The following is a 19,651-nucleotide window of genomic DNA, read 5'->3' on the forward strand; positions in this document are numbered from 1 at the left end:
AATACCGGCCACGCCCCTCCACCAGGCAATTGCCATGACAGATCCCACTCAAAGTCGCCCGCTCGGACAGCGTATCGCGTACGTTCTGGCCCTGCTGCTCGTCATCGTCGGCATGATCAACACCATGCCCGAGATACCCGGTCTGCAGGATTGGGCACGCGAGGTGACGGGGCGCCCGTTCTTTCGCATATCCGGTTTTCCTCCGGAGTATTTCTATCCTCCGGTGTTCTTCGTGATGATGGTAATCGTGGCGCTGGATTCCAGCGTCTACCGGGCGTGGAAAGAGGAGAAGCCGCACCTGGCGTGGCTGGGATTGCTGCTGGATATCGGGCTCATCGTTGCGGCCTTTCTCGGCGCGTTCGGCTATCTGGTCGAGATCGACTCGGTCTGCCTGATCGACCAGATTACCGGCGAGCGGGCGCGCCTGATGCAGGAGGCGGCGGAGCGGTCTGCCGGGGTCATACCCGGTATCTCACTGGAGGCGGAAGTGCCCGCCTGTCAGGCGCGGTTCGGGCTCTGGACGATCCCGCTGCTGTTCACGATCATCATACTGTTCTTCCTATACAATGTGCGGGTCTGGGGACTGCCGTTGGTCATAGTGTCCAGCATGGTGGTGCTTTACACCGTGGGCACCGCGCTGATCTGGATGTTCGACCTCTCCGACCACAACTTCCTGCTGACCAAACTTGGTGCGGATGGCGGTGACGTTGCCGCGGCAGCGATCCAGAAGGCGACAAACGTGTTCATCTCGCCGGACGGGTTCATGGGCCGGTTCATGGATATCGTCGTGAACCAGGTCTTTCCCTACGTGATCCTCGGCGCGCTGTTCGGGACGTCAGCGGGCGGAACCTCGCTCATCAAGCTTGCGGTGATGGCCACGCGGCGGCTGAGAGGCGGGCCGGCCCACGCCGCTATCGTGTCCTCCGCCATGTTCGGAACGATTACCGGCGGGCCGGTGACGAATGTTCTGTCCACTGGGCGCCTGACCATCCCGATGATGCGGCGCAACGGATTTTCGCCGCAGTTCGCGGGCGGGGTCGAGGCCGCAGCTTCTTCTGGCGGGCAGATCATGCCGCCGGTGATGGGTGTGGCGGCTTTCGTGCTGGTCGCGCTGACCGCGGTGCCCTACACCAAGGTAATCACCGCGGCATTCCTGCCAGCGATGTTCTTCTTCTTCTCGATCTTCCTCGCTGTCGTATTCCAGGCCCGCCGGGAAAGGATCGAGCCAATGCGCGACATTCCCGACGATTTGATCATGGACCGCCAGGACTGGCTGAACCTGATCATCATCTTCCTGCCGATCCTCACGATCCTGCTGCTTTTGCTTGGCAACAAGGACTCGATCGATACGGGCGTTCTTGCGTCGGTTCTGCCTGCGGGCGTGGTGCAAACAATCAAGAATGCCACCGGCGATGCGGTGTCGGCGGGCTGGTGGGCTGTTGCGGTGTTGATTCCGTTGCTGTTCCTCGACCCCGGGACAAGGGCGCACCCTTCACGGGTCTTGGCCTCGCTCGCGGATGGCGGGATCCTGCTGTCCCGGCTCTTCCTGCTGCTTTTCGCGGTGTCGATCATCGCGGCTTTCCTCAACGAGAGCGGCCTGACCGGCGAGCTGACCCGCGCGGTGACGACCTGGCTCGAACATGCGCAGGTGCTGCGCATCTTCGGGTTCGAGATCCACATCGTCGGCGGCGTCTACCTGATGCTGGCGCTGACATGCGCGATGTTCTGCGCCATCGTGCTGGGCATGGGGATGCCGACGGTTCCGGCCTATGTGAACGTCGCGCTCCTGTTGGGGCCGCTCCTGGCCAACCTGGGAGTCAGTTTTTTCACTGCGCATATGTTTGTCTTCTATTTTGCGGTAGCCTCGGCAATCACACCGCCCGTGGCCATAGCCGCGTTCGCGGCAGCGTCAATCACACGGACCGAACCGATGCGGACGGGCATTGCGGCGGTTCGAGTCGGGATCGTCATGTTCACGATACCATTCGTTTTTGCGTGGTATCCGGAGCTGTTGCTGATCGACGACGCCGTGACCATCACCGACGAGATGGGCAGAAAGACCCTGATCGAAGGCTATAGCGGGCAGACCGACTGGCTTGCGATCGGGCTGCTGAGCCTGCGCTTGGTCTTGGCTCTGTATCTTGTAGCTTCCGCCCTGGCGCGGTTCGATCGCGGGCCGGTCAAACTGTGGGAGGCAGCGCTGCGCCTGCTGCTGGCGGTGATCGTGCTTTGGAAAACGGCCACTGTCATGTGGGTGGGTATTGTCTTTGGACTGGCCCTGATTGCCATCCATGCGTTGGCAGCCGGAAAGCGCGAAACCGCGGCGACTGACAACCAGCCGCCTGCAGTCGGGGATCCGCAAGACCTGGCTCGGCAAAGCCTGAACTGAAAGGGGTCAGGTGCTCTCTTCGTCGCTGGCCTTGTCACGGCGTAACGACGCAGTGGCTCGGTAATGTGGTCTCCTATCTGCTCGGGTCAGGATTGGATATCGGGCCGGTGTGCAACCGGAATTCGACAAGAGTGCATTTACGGTTCGTGCTTATCAGCGGCCGGCGGAGGCGTGAGCTGGGCCAAAGGCCGTTCCCTGGCTCACGCCGTGAGTGCATGTGTTGCGTCTAGGTATGAACGCCAGCCACCGTAGGACGTTATGTCCTCGGCGTCCGTTACTGCGGCGTATTCGACGAGAAAGCCGCTGCAGCTTTGTCCATCTGCAAGGGAAATGGTTCCGATCCCAAGGGGCGCTTGAATCTTCGACAGGAAGGCTCCCACGGCCGCTGTCTTCAGTGCCCAGAGTTCGACTTCCAAAGAGCGCCCATCCTTTGCGACGCGCAGCATACCGGGCTTCGGCACGGGCCCCCCGCGAAGCCGATACAGGCGATAGTCCTCGCTGGTTTGCGCTGGTCCCAGGCATCGTGCCCCAAGGTCGGTCAGTTCATGGTTCAACTGAAGGTTTGACATATGTGCGCCGACAGCGGCGATTATGGTTTCGTTGGGGCCTATCTTCGGGGTGATGATCAACGGCGCGGGAGTAGTGAGGCCGGTACCGGGGCTCTGTCCTGCATCCGTTTCGAGCCGGGCTGCCCAGGCGGCCAGCAGGCCGTCGCGACCGGCGGGGGCGAGCAAGGTCACGCTGCCCGGTCGGCCATCGGTTCGTGTAGATGTCGGAACTGCCAGCCCGCACATATCCATCAAGTTTACGAAATTTGTGTAGGTTCCGAGACGCGCATTTGGGCCGATAGGGTCCGCCGCCAGCTGCGCCAGAGTGTAGAAGGTCGGGATCGTCGGCACGCACATCATGTCGATCTGGGCGAGTACCGGCTCGGCCACCCGTTTAAGTTCCGCCAAGCGGTAGACACCACGGAAGGCATCGACGGCGGACAGCTTGTCCGCGGCCGATACAATGGATCGCGTCACCGGATGCACGGAATCGGGGGACTCCCGCATCATCGTTTCCATGGCCGCCATACGCTCGGCGACCCAGGCACCGGAATAGAGCATTTCTGCGGTGTCGTAGAAGGGCGACAGGTCGATCTCCTGCAGATTCGCGCCGAGCGCGCGGAGCCTTTCCAGTGCTGCGTCGAATGCGTCTTCCTGTACTCGATCACCGAAAAAACGGCGTGACGCCACGTCCGGAACGCCGATGACAGGGACAGGACGGTTGTCGAGCGCAGGAATGGGCAGGGCCCGCGAATAGGCATCCTTCGCGTCATAACCGGCCGCAGCTTTCAGCACGGTCCATGCATCCGAGACCCCGGTGGCAAATACCGAGATGGTGTCGAGCGTGCGGCAGGCGGGGACCATGCCGGTGGCACTTAGCAGGCCGAGGGTCGGTTTGATTCCGACGATATTGTTGAGCGCCGCGGGTACACGACCGGAGCCGGCTGTGTCGGTGCCCAAGGCAAAACTGACGATGCCCTGCGCAACCGCGACGGCGGAGCCGGAGGAGGAGCCGCCGGGAACGATGTCAGGGTCGAGCGCATTGCGTGGCACGTCGTAGGGCGTGCGCACGCCAACCAGTCCGGTCGCGAACTGATCGAGATTGGTTTTGCCGATTACCAAGGCGCCCGCGTCACGCAGTCGGGCAACGACAAACGCATCCTTGTCGGCGTCGTAGGCGAAGTCGGGGCAGGCGGCGGTTGTTGGCAGCCCGGCGACGTCGATGTTGTCCTTGACCGCAAAGGGAATACCCCAGAGCGGGTAGGCGACGGGGTCGAACGGGGGCAGGGCGGCAGCGTCTTGCGCGACATCTGCTTCCTCCCGCAACGTAATGAAGATGCCCAGATCGGCCACGTCCACTATTCGGGCGTAGACATCTCGCAGGATCGCGGCGGGGGTCTCGCCGGCGGCGTACCTCTCGTGCAGGGCCGCAATGCCCAGATCGGGCGCGCCGCTTACCCTTGTATCCATCGTCACTCGCCTTCCAGAAAGATTACCGGTTCGGTCCACTGGATCAGGACCACGCAGCCCTCGTCCGACCGGACCGAGTGCTCCGTCCCGGCGGGGTTCACGACGAAACTGCCAACCGGGTAATGCCCGTTTTCATCCGACTGGCTGCCGTCGAGCACCAGCACCGTTTCCAGCCCAGCATGCCGGTGCCTTGGGGCATCTGCGCCCGGCTGGTAGCGCAGGAGCGCCACCTGCGGTTTGCCCGGCTGCAGAACGCAGATCTCGATGCCGTCCCGGAACGGCGAAAAGGCCATCGTTTCCCATCCACGGTCGGACAGGCCGGGGAAACGCAATGCGTCAGGCATCGATCGGCGCGAACGCGTCCAGGATCATGTCGACCGGCGCGGTCCAGCCGACGATTGCACCCTGCGCTCGGATCATCTGCAGCGCGGCCCGCTTGAACTCGGGGAAGTAGCTTTCGGTTGCATCTTCGGCGAGCAGGCATTCAAAGCCGCGGTCGTTCGCCTCGCGCATGGTGGTCTGGACGCAGACCTCTGTCGTGACACCGGCGAAGATCAGTGTTCGCGTGCCTAACCCGGCGAGATGTTCTCCGAGATCGGTGGCGTAGAAAGCACCCTTCCCGGGCTTGTCGACCACCTTTTCGGCCGGCAGCGGTGACAGTTTCGGGATGATCCCCGCGCCCGGTTCTCCGGCAATCAGGACGCGGCCCATCGGTCCCGGATCGCCGATCCTCAGCGACGGGTTGCCGCGACTGCGCTTCGCGGGCGGACAGTCCGAAAGGTCGGGGCGGTGACATTCGCGGGTGTGGATCACGGGGATGCCGGTTGCACGGCATCCTTCGATCAAACGCGCGGTCGCGGGCACTATGGCCTGCAGCAGGCTGACATCGTTGCCCAGCGAGGCGCCGAAGCCGCCGGGCTCTATGAAGTCGCGCTGCATGTCGATGATGATCAGCGCCGTGGTAGCGGGATCGAATTCCAGCTCGAATGGTTGCGCGTCGATCTTCATGCGTGCCCTCCCATGTGCTGGCCGATGGTCGGGATATCCGCCTGCGCCGCGATGCATTTGTAGACAAGCGCGCCTTCTGACATGACCAGCACTCGGTCGGAGAGTTCGAGGATCTCGTCGAGGTCCTCGCTCATCAGCAGGACGGCGGTGCCGGTGTTGCGGGCCGACATGATCCGTGCTCGGATCTCGGCCACGGCGGTGAAGTCGAGGCCGAAACAGGGGTTGGAAATCACCAGCAGGTCGACCTCACCGTCAAGCTCCCGCGCCAACACAGCGCGCTGGACGTTGCCGCCGGAGAGGGCGGTGATCGGGCTTTCGATGGAGGTGGTCTTGACCTTGTAGTCGGCGACCAGATGCTCTGCGCGCCGGCGCATCTCTCCGGGTGCCAGCCAGAAGCGGGTGTCGGCGCCGTTCGCCTCGAAGCTGCGGAAGGCGATGTTCTCGGCCACGGTCATGCGGGGGGCGCAGGCGTTGTGGAGGGGTTCCTCAGGGAGGTAGCGGACCTTCAGGCGGCGGGATTCGGCGCGGGTGGCGTGGTAGGGGGAGCCGTTGACCTTGATGGTGCCGGCGGAGGTGGGGCGCTGGCCGGTGAGGATCTCCATCAACTCCATCTGGCCGTTGCCGGAGATGCCGGCGATGCCGACGATCTCGCCGGAGCGGACGGAGAGGGATGCGATGGATATCTCGCCCAGCCCGGAGCGGTCGCGGGCCCTGACGCCTTCGAGTTCGAGGACGGGGGCACCGCTGGTTTCGATGCGGGACGCGGGTTCGGCAGGTTTGGCGTCACCCATCATCATCGCGGCCATATCTGAGTGTCCCCATTCGGACACCTTTCCGCCTCCCACATGCTTTCCACGTCGAAGCACCGAAAATTCGTCGGCGTAATTCGTCACTTCGCGGAATTTGTGGGTGATCATAAGCACAGAGAGCTCGCCCGCCTCGCAAAGTTTGCGGACGTGGCCCAGAACTTCATCCGCCTCGTCCGGCGTCAGGACCGAGGTCGGTTCGTCGAGGATCAGGAATCCGCGCCCGAGGTAGAGCTGTTTCAGGATCTCCAGTTTCTGCTTCTCGCCCGCCGCCAGCCTGTGCACCGGTTCGGTCAGCGGCACGCGGAACGGCATCGCGTCCATGAATGCGCGGAGGTCCTTTAGCTCGCTGTCCCAGTTCACCACCGCCGGTACATCGGCGCGGCTGATCACCAGGTTCTCGGCGGCCGTCAGGGCCGGGACCAGTGTGAAATGCTGGTAAACCATCCCCAGCCCCTTGGCATGGGCATCGCGCGGGTCGCGCACATCGCCGTCGAAGCCGTCGATCAGAAGGTTGCCGGAAGTCGCGTGGTAGAAACCCATGATGCACTTGACCAGCGTCGACTTGCCCGCGCCGTTCTCGCCCAGAAGCGCGTGGAAGCTGCCGGGTTTCACCTGGATCGAGACATTGTCGAGCGCGGTGAAGCTGCCGAAACGCATGGTCATGCCGACGGTTTCGATCCCGATGGCACCCTTCGCGCTGTCCGGCTTGGTGTAGGTGGCCGCCGGTTCGGCCATTGCCGCCATGTTCATGGCAGCACCGCCAGCAGATCGCCGGAGGTCGCGACGGCGCCGAAGACGCCGCCCTGCATCTTGATCATCTCGATGGCGGCGGCGTGGTTGGCCGGATCGGTCGCGGCGCAGCAGTCAGTCAGCATGACGCATTCAAAGCCGCGGTCGTTGGCCTCGCGCATCGTGGTGTGGACGCAGACATCCGTGGTGATGCCGGTCAGCACGATGTTGTCGATACCCTTGAGCCGCAGGATCATTTCGAGGTCGGTGGCGCAGAAGGAGCCCTTGCCGGGTTTGTCGATGATCACCTCGCCCGGTTCGGGGGCCAGTTCGTCGATGATCTCCCAGCCCGGTTCGCCCCGCGTCAGGATCTTGCCGCAGGGACCGGGATCGCCGATACCCGCGCCGATCTGGCGCGAGCGCCAGCGCTTGTTGGCGGGCAGATCGGACAGGTCCGGGCGATGACCTTCGCGCGTGTGGATCACCATGTAGCCCTTTTCGCGGAACGCCTTCAGCAGGCGGCTGATCGGTTCGATTGGTGCGCGGGTCAGCGAGATGTCGTAACCCATCGCGTCGACATAGCCGCCGACGCCGCAGAAATCCGTCTGCATGTCGATGACGATCAGCGCGGTGTTCGCTGGCCGGAGGTCGCCGTTGTAGGGCCAGGGGTACGGGGCGGAGGCGATGGTCGTTCCGACGGGCGTATCAGACATGACATTCATGGCTCTCTCCGGTCATTTGGTAATGGAAAGTTCGCGCGGCGCGCCTGTCAGGGCACCGGACTTGGACGAGGACAGGATCAGCACCGCCAGCGTCAGGACGAAGGGCGCGGCGTAGAACAGATAGTAGCCGGTGGTGACGCCGACCGACTGCAATGCCGGGCCGAGCGCACCGGCGGCTCCGAAGAGCAGCGCCGCGAAGAAGCAGTTGATCGGCGACCAACGGGCGAAGATCACCAGCGCCACCGCGATCAGGCCCTGTCCCGAGGAAATGCCCTCGTTCCACGAGCCGGGGTAAAACAAGGACAGGTAAGCGCCGCCGATCCCGGCGAGGGCGCCGCCGAAGGCGGTGGCAAGGATACGCACGCGGGCGGGCTGGATTCCCAGAGCGCGGGCGGCATCGGAACTGTCGCCCACCACCCTAAGCGTCAGCCCGATCCGCGTGCGCTTCAGCATCCATGCCAATCCAACAGCAAGCACGGCGCCGAAGATGAAGAGAACGTTGACCCGCAAGGCCGCCTGCACCTGCGGCAGGTCGGACCACCAGCCGAGGTTGATCGCCGGAAGGTCCGGTGCGACCGGCTGGATGAACGGTTTGCCGAAGAAGAATGCAAGCCCGGTGCCGAGCAGCATGAGCGCGATCCCGATGGCGATGTCGTTGACCTTGGGCAGCGAGCAGAGCAGTCCGTGGACCAGCCCGAAGACTGCCCCCGCCAGCGCCGCCGCCAGCACACCGATCCAGGCGGAACCGGTCATGTAGGCGAGCGCGTAGCCCGCCATCGCGCCGAAGACGAGCGTGCCTTCTAGGCCAAGGTTGATGCGGCCGGAGCGTTCTGTGATGACCTCGCCAAGCGAAACAAAGAGGAAGGGTGTGGAAACCCGGATCGCGCCACCCAACATGGCGATGGGCACTGCCCAGAGACCGATATCGCCGTTCATGACCGCTCTCCTTTCGTCAGCCATCCGACAAGGTCGAGGCGTCCGGTGAAGGTTTCGGAGGCGAGGATCGCCACGAAGACGAAGCCCTGCAGAACGATCATCGTCGCATCCGGCAGGTCCATGCGGCGCTGGACCAGCCCCGAGGACGCCTCGAACCCGGCGAGAAGCAGGGCGACCGGGATGATCGCCAGAGGATTGTGGCGGGCGAGGAAGGCGATGAGGATGCCGGTATAGCCATAGCCGGCCGCGAGCGAGGCGTTGGCCGATCCGTGGACGGCGGACACTTCGAAATAGCCGGCGAGCCCGGCAAAGGCGCCGCCGAGCGCAGTGAAGCCGATCACCAGCTTGCCGACCGGCAGACCCTGCACCTGTGCGGCGCGGATGTTGCCGCCGGCGATCCGCGCGGCGAAGCCGATGGTCGTGCGCTCGATCAGGATCCAAGCGAGGATGCAGGACAGCACCGCTATCGCCAGCCCCCAGTGAACGTTCCAGCCCGGCAGGTTGCCGACGCGGAAAGCCTCTGCAATCGGCGCGGTGGACGGTTTGTTCAGGGAGGCCGGGTCGCGGAACGGTCCCTCGACGAGGTGGTTCATGAGTGCGATTGCGATATAGGCCATGAGCAGGGAGGCAATGGTCTCGTTGACACCGCGCCATTGCCGCATCGCGCCGACCGCGCCGATCCAGATCCCGCCGACCAGCGCCGCCATCAGTGCCAGTACCGGCATTGCGATAAAGGCGGGCCAGCCCGCCAGCGGTACCGCCAGCGCGCCAACCATGACGCCGCCAAGAACGATCGCACCTTCGCCACCGATCACCACGAGGCCGAGCCGTGCCGGGATCGCGACACATAGCGCTGCGAGCAGCAGCGGTGCGGCGCGGGAGAGCGTGTTGGACCAGGAAAAGGCGGTGCCGAACCCCGCCTTGTAGACCAGCGAATAGAATTCCAGCGGGTTCTTTCCCAGAAGCAGCAGAAAGAGCGCGAAGGCGAGGAACCCCGCCAGAAGCGCCGCAACCGGCAGGGCGAGACCCTCGATCCGCCCTGCCAGAGGCACCAGCCAGGCGCGCGACGGCGCCTGGCCCCCCGGGATATCGCCCGCGACCGTCATCTTAGGAGGTCGATCCGATGACGCCCTCGACGAGGTAGTTCATCGATTCCAGGGCGACGTCGGTTTCCTCGTACGAGACGCCGTCGGCGGCGATCACGTTGCCGGCGTTATCCTTCAGCGGGCCCTCGATCACGGCGAAGCCGCCGCTGATGATCTTGGCCTGCGTGTCTTCGAACTGCGCGCGGGCGGCGTCGGAGTTCGCGGGGCCGAGCGGCGACATCTTGATGAAGCCCTCGGCGAGGCCGCCGCGCACGAAGTTGTCGATGGGCTCGCCCGCCAGCGTCTTGGTCACCATGTCGGTATAGACGGTGGCCCAGTTCCACTCGGCGCCGGTCAGGTATTTCTCGGGGGCGAGTTCGGACTGGTTGGCGTGGTAGCCGCAGATGAAGCAGTCGCGGGAGGCGGCGGTTTCCATCACGACCTTCGGTCCGTCGACGTGGCAGGTGATGACGTCGGCGCCGGCATCGGCCAGCGCGTTGGTCGCTTCGGCTTCCTTGACTGCCATCGACCATTCGCCGGTGAAGATCGCCTGGCAGGTGATTTCCGGGTCAACGGCGCGGGCGCCGAGGAGGAAGGAGTTGATGTTCAGTAGGACCTGCGGGATCGGCTTGGCGGCAACGAAGCCGATCTTCTTGGTCTTGGTCGCGTGGCCGGCGGCGATGCCGTTCAGGTACTGGCCCATGCCGATGTACCCGAAGTAGGAGCCGACGTTTTCGGGCATCCCTTCGGACCACAGGCCGCCGCAATGTTCGAAGCGGACATCGGGGTAGGCGGGCGCGACCTTCAGGATATGCGGGTCGAAATAACCGAAGGAGGTCGGGAACAGCAGTGTGGCGCCGTCGAAGTTGATCATCGACTCCATGGTCTGCTGGACGTCCTGGGTTTCGGCGACGTTTTCTTCCTCGATGACCGTGACGCCCTCCATGGCCTTCACGGCGGCGGCGCCTTCGGCGTGGGCCTGGTTGTAGCCGTAGTCGTCGCGCGGGCCGACATAGATGAAACCGACGGTCAGCGGGCCCGCGGCGCGGGCGGGCATGGCAAGGCCGCCGAGTGCAGTGGCACCCGCCAACCCGGCAGACGTCGACAGGAAGTGGCGGCGTGTCAGGGAATTTGTCATTTCGGCGAACCTCTCTGTTGATACCCGGCGATTCTCGGACCGGTTTCGCAACAGGTTATGCTTTGAACCGATGATGTCTGCTGCTAAGTTCGAAGCGTAGCGATGCAAAAAATGCAGCAGTCCGGATGCGACACCTCGAAACCCTGGACTTCATCGAAGCAATCAGCCGGGCCGGTTCAATACGGGGAGCGGCGGATTCTCTTTCGATCACCTCGACAGCCCTGAACCGGCGCCTGCTGGCGCTGGAAAAGGAGCTTGGCGCACCGGTTTTCGAGCGGCTGGCGCGGGGAGTGCGGTTGTCCACGGCGGGTGAACTGCTGATCCAGCATATTCGTGGGCAACGGGCCGATCTCGAACGGGTGCGGTCGCAGATTGCCGACCTCAAGGGCGAGCGCCGCGGCCATGTCAGCGTTGCCTGCAGTCAGGCGCTGCTGCCCTATTTCATGCCGCGGGAAATCAACGCCTATCGCGCCGAGCATCCGCTGGTGACATTCGAGATCAACCTGCGAGACCGCTATCGTGCCGAGCGGGCGTTGGTCGCCCACGAGGCCGACATCGCCCTGGTTTTCGAGCCTGTGCGTCTGGCCGATGTTCAGGTGCTCGCGACGGCGCCGCAGCCGGTGCATGCCGTCATGGCGCGCGGTCATCCCCTAGCGGCGAAGCGTGTCGTTCGCCTGTCGGACCTGGCCGATTATCCGGTCGGTATGCCAAGCGAGGAATTCGGAGTGCGTTACCTTCTGGATATCGCTATGCGCCGATCCTCCGTGCAAATCTCACCCGACATCGAGTCCGACAGTTTCGAGTTCCTGCGCTGCTACCCCGGGCCGGAGCTGATGGTGACGTTCCAGATTCCAATCGGACTGCCATTGGACGATGACTCGGAAACCATCGTTTCACGGCCCATCGACACGCGGGATGTGCCGGCGGGGCTGCTTTATCTCGCGCAGATGCGTGGACGAACGCTGCCGGTCGCGGCCGCGAATTTTGCCCGACAACTGGCCCGCGCGCTGGATACGGCGCCCGGCGCGGAGGAACTGACGTCGTAGGCTGAAAGATAGATGTGGGGGATGCGTAAGGAGTCCGATAACGAAGAATGGACTGCAATTGCGCGGTTGATTTGCGAGATGCCGGGCCCGGCCCGCGAATTCGGTCGAGATCAGTTCGCTCCGAACAGGATCTTTCGCGCCTTTTCGCTTGAGAAGAAGCTGTTCCGGCCACTGAGGTCGCCAACTATCGGAACCTCTGGAAAATACCTTTGCGCAAGGTCGAGCGACGGGAGGTCGTGCACAGTGTCCGGTGCGGCGATGCAAAATGCCTCATGTCCAGTGAAGGAGGCGGTAAGTCCGTGCAGGCAGGCCTCGGCCGCCATATCGGACAGCGTGTAACCCCACAGATGCTTGTCCGCGTCTTCTACGCGCGGAAGGTAGGCATCGCGGGCAACGGATTTCTCGGGCACGATGTAGTGAAAGCGAAGGCTCGCTATCTTCAGGTCGTCATGTAGCCGAACAAAGGCGTCTGCCTGCTGTTCGCATATCCACTTGGACAGGCTGTAAGGGTCCTCGCACCGCGTCGGCTGCGCTTCGTCGATCGGGAAATAGTCAAAATGCGCCTTCCTGCTGAAAGCTAGGCCGAGCGCGTTGACGCTCGATGCCTGGCAGATGCGGCGGATGCCACTTTGGACCGCTGCCTGCATGGCGTTGAAACTGGCCGTGACGTTGTTGTTTTGGACCACATGCGGCGGGTGCTGGCGGGGTGACGGGATTGCGGCGAGATGAATCATAGCATCGCACCCGACCATCGCGTTCAGCAGAGCGTCGAATACCGTACAGTCGGCTTTGAGGTACCTGAGGTTTTCGTGATGTTTCGGTTGGTCCGGGAGTGACGCGTCAATGCTGACGACTTCGTGTCCCTGCTTGAGGGCGAGGTCGACCACGACTTTGCCCAGCCGACCGTTCCCTCCTGTTATGGCGATCTTCATGGGTGGTTCCGTGAAATGCGGGTCATTACCGACATGGCGGCGGTTCGAGTTTTCGGGATCTTTGACGGCGGCATCGGCGGGCCTACCAATTGGTCACCGAACCGTCGGGACGCTTTAGATGCGGAGCCTCCCAAAAGCGGAATTCCTGTTTCCTTAGAGCGGCTTCGTTCACTTCGACACCCAGTCCCGGGGCGTCGTTTACCTGATACACCGCGCCGTCAAGCTTCGGCTGCATCGGGAAGATTTCCTGATCGTCGAAGCCGAGGCTTTCGGCGGGGGATGCACGGGTTTCCAGCCAGGAGAAATTCGGCACGGCAGCCGCGAAGTGGATCGTGGCGGCGGTGCAGATGGGGCCCAGAGGATTATGCGGCATCATGTCGACGTAATGCGCCTCGCTCCAGCCGGCGACCTTCATTGCCTCGGTCAGGCCGCCAACATTGCAGACGTCGATCCGGTTGTACTGGTGCAGGTCACCTTCGATGTACGGCAGAAACTGCCATTTCGAGGCGAATTCTTCGCCTATGGCAAAAGGCACGTCGACCATTCGGCGTAGAGCCTGATAGGCGGACGGGGTTTCGTCGCGGATCGGCTCTTCTAGAAAGTCCAGCGTCCCGGTCGGCATCCGATGGCAGAAACTGGCGGTTTCGGCGACGTTCAGACGGTGGTGATAGTCGATGCCCAGCACCACCTCGTCTCCCAGTTCCTCGCGCGCGCGGACACACCATTTCGCGGTTTCTGGAATTGACTCCCTCGGCTCATACACGCCGTCATGTTTTTGCCTGCTGCCGTGGAAAGCGGGGGACAGGCGCATGGCCTTCCATCCCGCCTGCATCAGAGACTGGGCCTGTTCGATCATTTCCTCGCCCGGCGGTGCAGACGTGGAGGCAAAGGTTGGAATATGCGTGCGGTGGGCGCCGCCGAGCAGTTCATAAACTGGCACCCCGAGCGCCTTGCCCTTGATGTCGTAGAGCGCCAGATCAATCGCGGACATCGCGGCGAGAAGGACGCGGCCGCCCTCGAAATACTGGCTGCGGTAGAGTTCCTGCCAGAGGGCGCCGATTGCCATCGGATTCCGTCCGATAAGGAACTCGGCGAAATGGTCCAGCGCTCCCATCACGGCCTTCTCTCTGCCGCTCAGGCCGCTTTCTCCCCAACCGTAGATGCCTTCATCGGTGTCGATCTTGACCAGCAGCTGGTTGCGGGTTCCGACCCAGACAGGCGTTGATGTTATCTTGTCGATCTTCATGGATCGGACCTCTTGCCTTAGGTGGCGCTGGCAGTGAACCGGCAGGTCTGGGGCCGGCCGAATGGCGGCCGCGGCTAACCGCTGTCGAGATGGAAGGCGAGCGCGCGTCCGGCGCCGTCCACGTGCTGGGTAATGACCTCGGTCGCGCGTTCGACGTCATTGTCGCGAAACGCCTCGATGAGGTGCTCATGTTCCTGCAGGACCTCCCGGTGCCGGGCTTTGGTCAGGACCTTCCGGCGGGTCAGGGTGTCGAGAAGCTGGCGCTTGCTGACCCAGGTGCGGACGGCAGCTTCGTTGTAGTGATTCTGCACGATGAACAGGTGGAACCGGTAATCCAGAGCACCGAAGCCGGCGCGATCCATGGGCGAAGCGTCGCGGATGCGGTCGTGGATGCGCATCACTTCGTCCAGATCTTTCCGCGTACAGGTCTTCGCGAATCCCGCGGTGAGATAGGGTTCGATCAGGCGAATCAACTCGAATATGTTCACCACCTGCTGGCGGTCCATGGTGGTGACCGTCGCACCCTTGTTCAGTTTGAACTCGACCAGTCCTTCGCCTTCCATCCGGCGCAGAACCTCGCGCACCGGATTAACGCTGGTCCCGTATTTCCTGGCGATTGCCTGAACCCGCAGGGGCGTCCCGTGAGGGTACTGGCCGTCGATCATATCCGTCAGAAGGCGGCTGTAGAGCGATGCCCGCCCCGTGTTTGCGTCGTCGCTGTCCATTGTGTCCCTCACCCCGTTCTTCGCCCTTTTTGCCTATGGCATCCAGAGCGCGCAGGGATTGTCAAACCGACAGCGTAAAGCTTTACCATTTAACATTTTTTTCAATTCCCCTCTCCTTCTTCGCGGCTGCGGCAAGTGCCGGCTGAATGCTGCCTTTGCCGCGGAACAGCACCTTCTAGACTATTGACACGACGGCTGTTCGCGAAAATAGTGTGCAAAAAAGAAACGAAAATTACAATGGGAGGAGAAGATGTTTGCATTAATTTCGGCTCGAAAGGGCCGGACACTCGGAGGCGTAGGTGCGCTTCTGGTCTCGTCGGCGATGCTTGTTGCGGGCCCGGTATCCGCGCAGGGCAGCGACACGGGAGTCGATCCCGAGACCTGGACCCCGGAATACGTGCGCAGCATTGCGGGGCAGACAGAGCCGAACACGGCCGAGGAATGCTCGCAGGTCGTGCCGCTAGATTACTCGGGATCGGTGGACTACTGGTACGTGGGCCCGAACGAGGCCAGCCCGGAACTCGAACACAAGATGTACGACGACTTCTGGGCTGCCTGGGAAGAAACCTATCCGAACATCGAGGTGAACGCGCAGAACCTCGGCTACAACGACATGCTCAACAAGCTGCGGACCGCAGCGCTTGGGAACGCGGCGCCCGGCGTCGCGCGCCTGCCGATCCTCTGGGGGTCGGAATTTGCGGCGAAGGGACAGCTCAGCGAGCTGTCGCCGGAGGATGTCGGTTACAAAACGGAGAACTTCTGGCCGGGCGCCATGAAGTCCGTTACCCAGAACAACAAGGTCTGGGGCATTCCGACCAACAACGAGACAATGGCGTTCATCTGGAATGCCGGCATCTTCGAGGAGGCCGGGCTCGACCCTGAAAAGGCGCCGGATACCTGGGCCGAAGTCGTCGAGTACTCCAAGCAGATCAATGAGAAGACGGGCAAGGCAGGTTACGGCCTCGTGGCGCGCGTCAACGCCGGGAACACGCCGTTCCGGTTCATGCCAATGGCCTGGGGCGAGGGTGGCGGCGCGCTTGATGAGGCGTCCGACAGCCCGAGCTATCAGGAGGTGTGGGTCAACAACGACGGCACACGGCGCGCGGTTCAGAACTACTATGACATGTACGTGCGCGACAAATCCGTGCCGGTGTCTGCACTGACCAACACCCAGACCGAAAACCAGGATCCGTTCCTGGCCAACCAGCTGGCAATGGTCATCGCGCATCCGAGCGAATACGCGACGATGCTCGACCGGGCCAACAAGGCGACGGGTGACGACAAGGCCGCAGCGATGCAGGTCGTCGACAACATGCGCTATGGCATGATCCCGCGTGGAGAGGATCGGCGCGCTGTCGTCTTCGGCGGATCGAACGTCCATATCTTCAATCCCGACAACGTCGACGGTGATCTGGACATGGAAGCCGCCAAGGCACTGGTCTGCTTCATGACGGGTCCGGAATGGTCGACCAAGCTGGCCTGGGTCAGTTCGAACCCCGGGAATACCCGCGGCTTCGAAACCGTCTGGATGAAAGAGCGACTGGATACGATCAAGTTCCTCGACGTCTCGACCTCGATGCTTCCGAGCGGAATTCCATTCCCGCCGGTCGCTGAGAGCCCCGAGATCATGAACATCATCATCCCGGAAATGCTGCAGAACGCATTGACCGAAAAGATGACCGTCGAGGAAGCCGCAGCGGACGCCGAGAAGAAAGTGAACGCGCTTCTCAACGGGATGTAGTTCTATCCTCCCGACAAGGGAGCTCCGCCGGCTGACCGGCGGGGCTCCACCTTGAGGTGCACCGCCTCACGAGCGGCTGCAGGAAAGCAAGGGCAGGTCTCATGAATAGCTCAACAGGGCGCAAACCGACGCCGCGCGGTTTGTTCGGCCGGATCGCCGACCATCGCCTCGACTACCTCTACATCCTGCCGGCGATTGGCGTGATGCTGCTGGTGATCGCCTATCCGATCTACTACACCTTCTACCTTTCCTTTTTCCGGACGCCGCCGAGCCTTGCGATGTCCGACAAGGTGTTCAACGGGATCGGCAACTACATCACGATCCTGACGAGCGAGAGTTTTCATGAAGTCACGATCAACACCGTCGTCTGGACGGTCTGGTCGACATTCTTCGCAACGGCCCTGGGCCTTGGCGCGGCGCTTGTACTGAACCGCCAGTTCGCCGGCCGGGGCGTGCTACGCGGGCTCCTGCTGATCCCCTATGTTATCAGCGCCGTCGCCGCTTCGTATATCTGGCGCTGGATCTATCACAGCGACTTCGGCGTGCTGGGGGCAATCCTGAACCGGCTTGGCATTATCGACGGCAAGCTGAACCTTCTGGACAACGTCAATCTGGTGCTGCCGTCGCTGATCGTCGTGAACGTCTGGAAGGAGTTTCCTTTTGCGATGATCATGATCCTCGCCGGGTTGCAGACGGTTCCGGACCAGCTTTTGAAAGCTGCGCGGGTGGATGGGGCAGGAGCGTTCCACCGCTTCCTTCATGTCACCCTACCTCACCTGAAGGGCGTGATGGTGATCACCGTGCTGCTGCTCTTTGTGGCGAACCTGAACCATTTCACCATCCCCTGGATCATGACCGGCGGCGGCCCCGCCGGGGCCAGCGATATCTGGATCACCCAGATCTATCAGATCGCCTTTGGCCGCATCCGCTTTGGTCTCGCCAGCGCATACTCGGTCATCCTTTTCGCAGTGATGGTCGTGATCGGGTACTTCTATGTCCGGGCGTTGACCGGCAATGACGACGTCAGGAGGCGCGGATGAGCCGCCGATCTTACAACGCTGGCTGGAGCCTTACCGGCTGGGTCTTCCTCATCCTGCTTCTGATTTTTGCCGTGGCGCCGATGCTGTGGATGCTGATCACGTCGTTCAAGTCGCAGTTTGCGGCGCTGAAATACCCGCCGGAGTTCATTCCGAGCAACCCGAACCTGGAGCAATACGAGCGCCTGCTGTCGCCGAAAAATGAGGTCGGGCGGCAGTTCCTGCGCTACATGGCCAACTCTATCTGGGTGTCCACCGCCACGACGATCCTGGGGGTCGCGGTGGCGGTGCCTGCGGCCTACGCATTCGCGCGCTTCCGTTTTCCGGGCCGGCAGGCGCTGTTCTTCTCGGTCCTGTTCCGCAACATGTTCCCGGCGGTGGTCTTCCTGATGCCGCTGTTCATCATGATGCGCTGGATGGGGTTGGTGAACACTTATTCGTCGCTGATCATCACCTACCTCACATTCGGGCTGCCGCTGTCAATCTGGCTGCTGAAGGGGTTCTACGACAACATTCCGATCGAGCTGGAACAGGCGGCGCGGATCGACGGGTGCACCCGGTTTCAGGCCTTCTACCTGATCGTCATGCCGCTTTCCGCACCCGGCATCATCGCGACGGCGATCTATTCGTTCATCACCGCGTGGAACGAGTACGTCTATGCGCTGACGTTCCTAAACGACGACCAGAAGCTCACGCTTCCTGTCGGGCTGCAGCGCTTCTTCACCGAGTACGCCACCAACTGGCCGGGCCTGATGGCCGCGTCGTTCATCATGAGCGTGCCGGTCGTGGTGATGTTCCTGATCCTGCAAAAATATTTCGTACGGGCCCTTACCGAAGGGGCGGTGAAGGCATGAGGCGTGCGAGCAGTCAAACCAACGAAACGGGGGCCTGAATGGCGCAAGTGGAATTCCAGAACGTCGTCAAATCCTATGGCGCGTTCGAAGCCGTCAAGAGCGTCTCGTTTACCGTGGAAGACGGCGAATTCGTTGCGCTCGTGGGGCCGTCGGGCTGCGGCAAGACCACGACGCTCAACCTCGTCGCGGGCCTGCTGGACCTGACCAGCGGCGACATCAAGGTGTCTGGCAAGACGATCAGCGATCTCGATCCGAAGGACCGGGACATCGCGATGGTGTTCCAGAACTATGCGCTCTATCCCAACAAAACCGTGCAGCAGAACCTCGCCTTTCCCCTGAAGATGCGGAAGGTGCCGAAGCGCGACATCGGGGCGAAGGTGGCGGAGGCGGCACGCCTTCTGGAAATTACGCACCTTCTTGACCGGTATCCCCGCGAACTGTCCGGCGGCCAGCAGCAGCGGGTGGCATTGGGCCGGGCGCTGGTTCGCGATCCGCAGGTCTTTCTGATGGACGAACCGCTGTCGAACCTCGATGCGAAGCTTCGGGTTCAGATGCGGTCGGAGCTCAAGCGGTTCCACCAGGACCTGAGTGCGACGATCATCTACGTCACGCATGACCAGCTCGAGGCCATGACCATGGCCGACAAGATGGCGGTGATGAGCGGCGGCGTGCTGCAGCAGTACGATGCACCGGAGCGGATCTTCGAAGAGCCGGCGAACACGTTCGTCGCGGGGTTCGTCGGAAGCCCGTCGATGAACCTGCTGCCGGCCACGGCGGTCGAGCGCGATGGCGCGGTTTATGCAACGGGTGATGGGTGGGAGCTGGTCCTTGCGCCGAGGAATGCAGCGTCCGCGCGGGCGTCGTCCGGTCCCGGCATCATTCTTGGAGCGCGGCACAGCAGCCTTGGTCTGCACGACACCGAGACACCCGGGTGCATCCAGGCGCGTGTCTTCACGGTCGAGCCGACCGGCGACATCACCTTTGTCCATGTCGACGTCGGGGACAGCACGTTCGTTATCAGCGTCGATCCGGAGCGCCGGATCGCGGCGGATCAGACCGTGTGGATCGAGTTCGACCAGAACAAGCTGCATGTGTTCGACGCGCAGACCGAGAAAAGGATTGCCCCCGGCTGATCACGAGCTGGTCCGGCGCACCCGGAAAACTGCAGGTCAGGCGTGACTGCCTGCACCGAACTGTCCCGGCCGAATGGCAGTGACGGGAACCGACATTGAGGGA

The 19,651-nt window shown here is 62.6% G+C and carries 17 protein-coding genes; 6 read left to right on the forward strand and 11 right to left on the reverse strand.

What is annotated here, in order from left to right:
* Positions 1-34: 34 nt before the first annotated feature.
* Positions 35-2,389, forward strand: a complete 2,355-nt coding sequence (locus tag HCO70_RS02655) for a TRAP transporter fused permease subunit (protein ID WP_172292805.1) — start codon at positions 35-37, stop codon at positions 2,387-2,389.
* Between the two features lie 200 nt (positions 2,390-2,589).
* Here HCO70_RS02655 and atzF read toward each other — a convergent pair whose 3' ends face one another.
* From atzF to HCO70_RS02695, 8 genes are read right to left on the reverse strand one after another with little or no spacing between them, the layout of a single operon-like run.
* On the reverse strand, positions 2,590-4,407 hold the full coding sequence (atzF, locus tag HCO70_RS02660; RefSeq protein WP_172296094.1) for an allophanate hydrolase: 1,818 nt from the start codon (positions 4,405-4,407) through the stop codon (positions 2,590-2,592).
* A gap of 2 nt (positions 4,408-4,409) precedes the next feature.
* On the reverse strand, positions 4,410-4,751 hold the full coding sequence (locus tag HCO70_RS02665) for a cupin domain-containing protein (protein WP_172292807.1): 342 nt from the start codon (positions 4,749-4,751) through the stop codon (positions 4,410-4,412).
* Positions 4,744-5,415, reverse strand: coding sequence for a cysteine hydrolase family protein (locus HCO70_RS02670; RefSeq protein ID WP_172292809.1), 672 nt, complete (start codon positions 5,413-5,415; stop codon positions 4,744-4,746). Before HCO70_RS02670 ends, HCO70_RS02665 begins: the two co-directional genes overlap by 8 nt.
* Complete coding sequence (locus HCO70_RS02675) at positions 5,412-6,974, reverse strand: ABC transporter ATP-binding protein (protein ID WP_253913096.1); 1,563 nt, start codon at positions 6,972-6,974, stop codon at positions 5,412-5,414. The genes HCO70_RS02670 and HCO70_RS02675 overlap by 4 nt, the downstream gene beginning before the upstream one ends.
* A complete protein-coding gene (locus tag HCO70_RS02680; protein ID WP_172292811.1) occupies positions 6,971-7,675 on the reverse strand; it encodes a cysteine hydrolase family protein in 705 nt (234 codons plus the stop codon). The genes HCO70_RS02675 and HCO70_RS02680 overlap by 4 nt, the downstream gene beginning before the upstream one ends.
* Before the next feature lie 12 nt (positions 7,676-7,687).
* Positions 7,688-8,611: an ABC transporter permease gene (locus HCO70_RS02685; RefSeq protein ID WP_172292813.1), complete on the reverse strand. Its 924-nt coding sequence runs from the start codon at positions 8,609-8,611 to the stop codon at positions 7,688-7,690.
* Entirely contained in the window at positions 8,608-9,717 is a 1,110-nt protein-coding gene (locus HCO70_RS02690; protein WP_172292815.1) for an ABC transporter permease, read from the reverse strand. The genes HCO70_RS02685 and HCO70_RS02690 overlap by 4 nt, the downstream gene beginning before the upstream one ends.
* Position 9,718: 1 nt before the next feature.
* On the reverse strand, positions 9,719-10,834 hold the full coding sequence (locus HCO70_RS02695) for a BMP family ABC transporter substrate-binding protein (RefSeq protein ID WP_172292817.1): 1,116 nt from the start codon (positions 10,832-10,834) through the stop codon (positions 9,719-9,721).
* 125 nt (positions 10,835-10,959) lie between these two features.
* On the opposite strand from HCO70_RS02695, the gene HCO70_RS02700 reads away from it, so the two are divergent.
* Positions 10,960-11,880 carry a LysR substrate-binding domain-containing protein gene (locus HCO70_RS02700; protein ID WP_172292819.1) on the forward strand — a complete coding sequence of 307 codons (921 nt, stop codon included), beginning with the start codon at positions 10,960-10,962 and terminating at the stop codon, positions 11,878-11,880.
* Positions 11,881-11,990: 110 nt separating this feature from the next.
* Here HCO70_RS02700 and HCO70_RS02705 read toward each other — a convergent pair whose 3' ends face one another.
* From HCO70_RS02705 to HCO70_RS02715, 3 genes are all read right to left on the reverse strand, one after another.
* Positions 11,991-12,812: an NAD(P)-dependent oxidoreductase gene (locus HCO70_RS02705; protein WP_216665238.1), complete on the reverse strand. Its 822-nt coding sequence runs from the start codon at positions 12,810-12,812 to the stop codon at positions 11,991-11,993.
* An 82-nt stretch (positions 12,813-12,894) separates the two neighbouring features.
* Positions 12,895-14,058, reverse strand: a complete 1,164-nt coding sequence (locus HCO70_RS02710; protein ID WP_172292821.1) for a mandelate racemase/muconate lactonizing enzyme family protein — start codon at positions 14,056-14,058, stop codon at positions 12,895-12,897.
* A gap of 74 nt (positions 14,059-14,132) precedes the next feature.
* On the reverse strand, positions 14,133-14,783 hold the full coding sequence (locus HCO70_RS02715) for a GntR family transcriptional regulator (RefSeq protein ID WP_172292823.1): 651 nt from the start codon (positions 14,781-14,783) through the stop codon (positions 14,133-14,135).
* A 250-nt stretch (positions 14,784-15,033) separates the two neighbouring features.
* On the opposite strand from HCO70_RS02715, the gene HCO70_RS02720 reads away from it, so the two are divergent.
* The 4 genes from HCO70_RS02720 (at position 15,034) to HCO70_RS02735 (ending at position 19,548) form a co-directional block, all read left to right on the forward strand.
* On the forward strand, positions 15,034-16,524 hold the full coding sequence (locus tag HCO70_RS02720; RefSeq protein ID WP_216665239.1) for an extracellular solute-binding protein: 1,491 nt from the start codon (positions 15,034-15,036) through the stop codon (positions 16,522-16,524).
* A gap of 101 nt (positions 16,525-16,625) precedes the next feature.
* The gene (locus HCO70_RS02725; RefSeq protein ID WP_172292825.1) at positions 16,626-17,564 is read left to right on the forward strand and encodes a carbohydrate ABC transporter permease; all 939 of its coding nucleotides are present in this window, start codon (positions 16,626-16,628) and stop codon (positions 17,562-17,564) included.
* On the forward strand, positions 17,561-18,415 hold the full coding sequence (locus HCO70_RS02730; RefSeq protein ID WP_172292827.1) for a carbohydrate ABC transporter permease: 855 nt from the start codon (positions 17,561-17,563) through the stop codon (positions 18,413-18,415). The genes HCO70_RS02725 and HCO70_RS02730 overlap by 4 nt, the downstream gene beginning before the upstream one ends.
* Before the next feature lie 38 nt (positions 18,416-18,453).
* Entirely contained in the window at positions 18,454-19,548 is a 1,095-nt protein-coding gene (locus tag HCO70_RS02735) for an ABC transporter ATP-binding protein (protein WP_172292829.1), read from the forward strand.
* Positions 19,549-19,651 lie beyond the last annotated feature (103 nt).

It is taken from the genome of Pseudoruegeria sp. HB172150, from assembly GCF_013184805.1.
GTDB lineage: Bacteria > Pseudomonadota > Alphaproteobacteria > Rhodobacterales > Rhodobacteraceae > Psychromarinibacter.

Bases quoted from the DNA above. Each gene is read 5' to 3' on its own strand.
- HCO70_RS02655 (WP_172292805.1), top strand. From the start codon at position 35: ATGACAGATCCCACTCAAAGTCGCCCGCTCGGACAGCGTATCGCGTAC.
- atzF (WP_172296094.1), bottom strand. From the start codon at position 4,407: ATGGATACAAGGGTAAGCGGCGCGCCCGATCTGGGCATTGCGGCCCTG.
- HCO70_RS02665 (WP_172292807.1), bottom strand. From the start codon at position 4,751: ATGCCTGACGCATTGCGTTTCCCCGGCCTGTCCGACCGTGGATGGGAA.
- HCO70_RS02670 (WP_172292809.1), bottom strand. From the start codon at position 5,415: ATGAAGATCGACGCGCAACCATTCGAGCTGGAATTCGATCCCGCTACC.
- HCO70_RS02675 (WP_253913096.1), bottom strand. From the start codon at position 6,974: ATGAACATGGCGGCAATGGCCGAACCGGCGGCCACCTACACCAAGCCG.
- HCO70_RS02680 (WP_172292811.1), bottom strand. From the start codon at position 7,675: ATGAATGTCATGTCTGATACGCCCGTCGGAACGACCATCGCCTCCGCC.
- HCO70_RS02685 (WP_172292813.1), bottom strand. From the start codon at position 8,611: ATGAACGGCGATATCGGTCTCTGGGCAGTGCCCATCGCCATGTTGGGT.
- HCO70_RS02690 (WP_172292815.1), bottom strand. From the start codon at position 9,717: ATGACGGTCGCGGGCGATATCCCGGGGGGCCAGGCGCCGTCGCGCGCC.
- HCO70_RS02695 (WP_172292817.1), bottom strand. From the start codon at position 10,834: ATGACAAATTCCCTGACACGCCGCCACTTCCTGTCGACGTCTGCCGGG.
- HCO70_RS02700 (WP_172292819.1), top strand. From the start codon at position 10,960: ATGCGACACCTCGAAACCCTGGACTTCATCGAAGCAATCAGCCGGGCC.
- HCO70_RS02705 (WP_216665238.1), bottom strand. From the start codon at position 12,812: ATGAAGATCGCCATAACAGGAGGGAACGGTCGGCTGGGCAAAGTCGTG.
- HCO70_RS02710 (WP_172292821.1), bottom strand. From the start codon at position 14,058: ATGAAGATCGACAAGATAACATCAACGCCTGTCTGGGTCGGAACCCGC.
- HCO70_RS02715 (WP_172292823.1), bottom strand. From the start codon at position 14,783: ATGGACAGCGACGACGCAAACACGGGGCGGGCATCGCTCTACAGCCGC.
- HCO70_RS02720 (WP_216665239.1), top strand. From the start codon at position 15,034: ATGTTTGCATTAATTTCGGCTCGAAAGGGCCGGACACTCGGAGGCGTA.
- HCO70_RS02725 (WP_172292825.1), top strand. From the start codon at position 16,626: ATGAATAGCTCAACAGGGCGCAAACCGACGCCGCGCGGTTTGTTCGGC.
- HCO70_RS02730 (WP_172292827.1), top strand. From the start codon at position 17,561: ATGAGCCGCCGATCTTACAACGCTGGCTGGAGCCTTACCGGCTGGGTC.
- HCO70_RS02735 (WP_172292829.1), top strand. From the start codon at position 18,454: ATGGCGCAAGTGGAATTCCAGAACGTCGTCAAATCCTATGGCGCGTTC.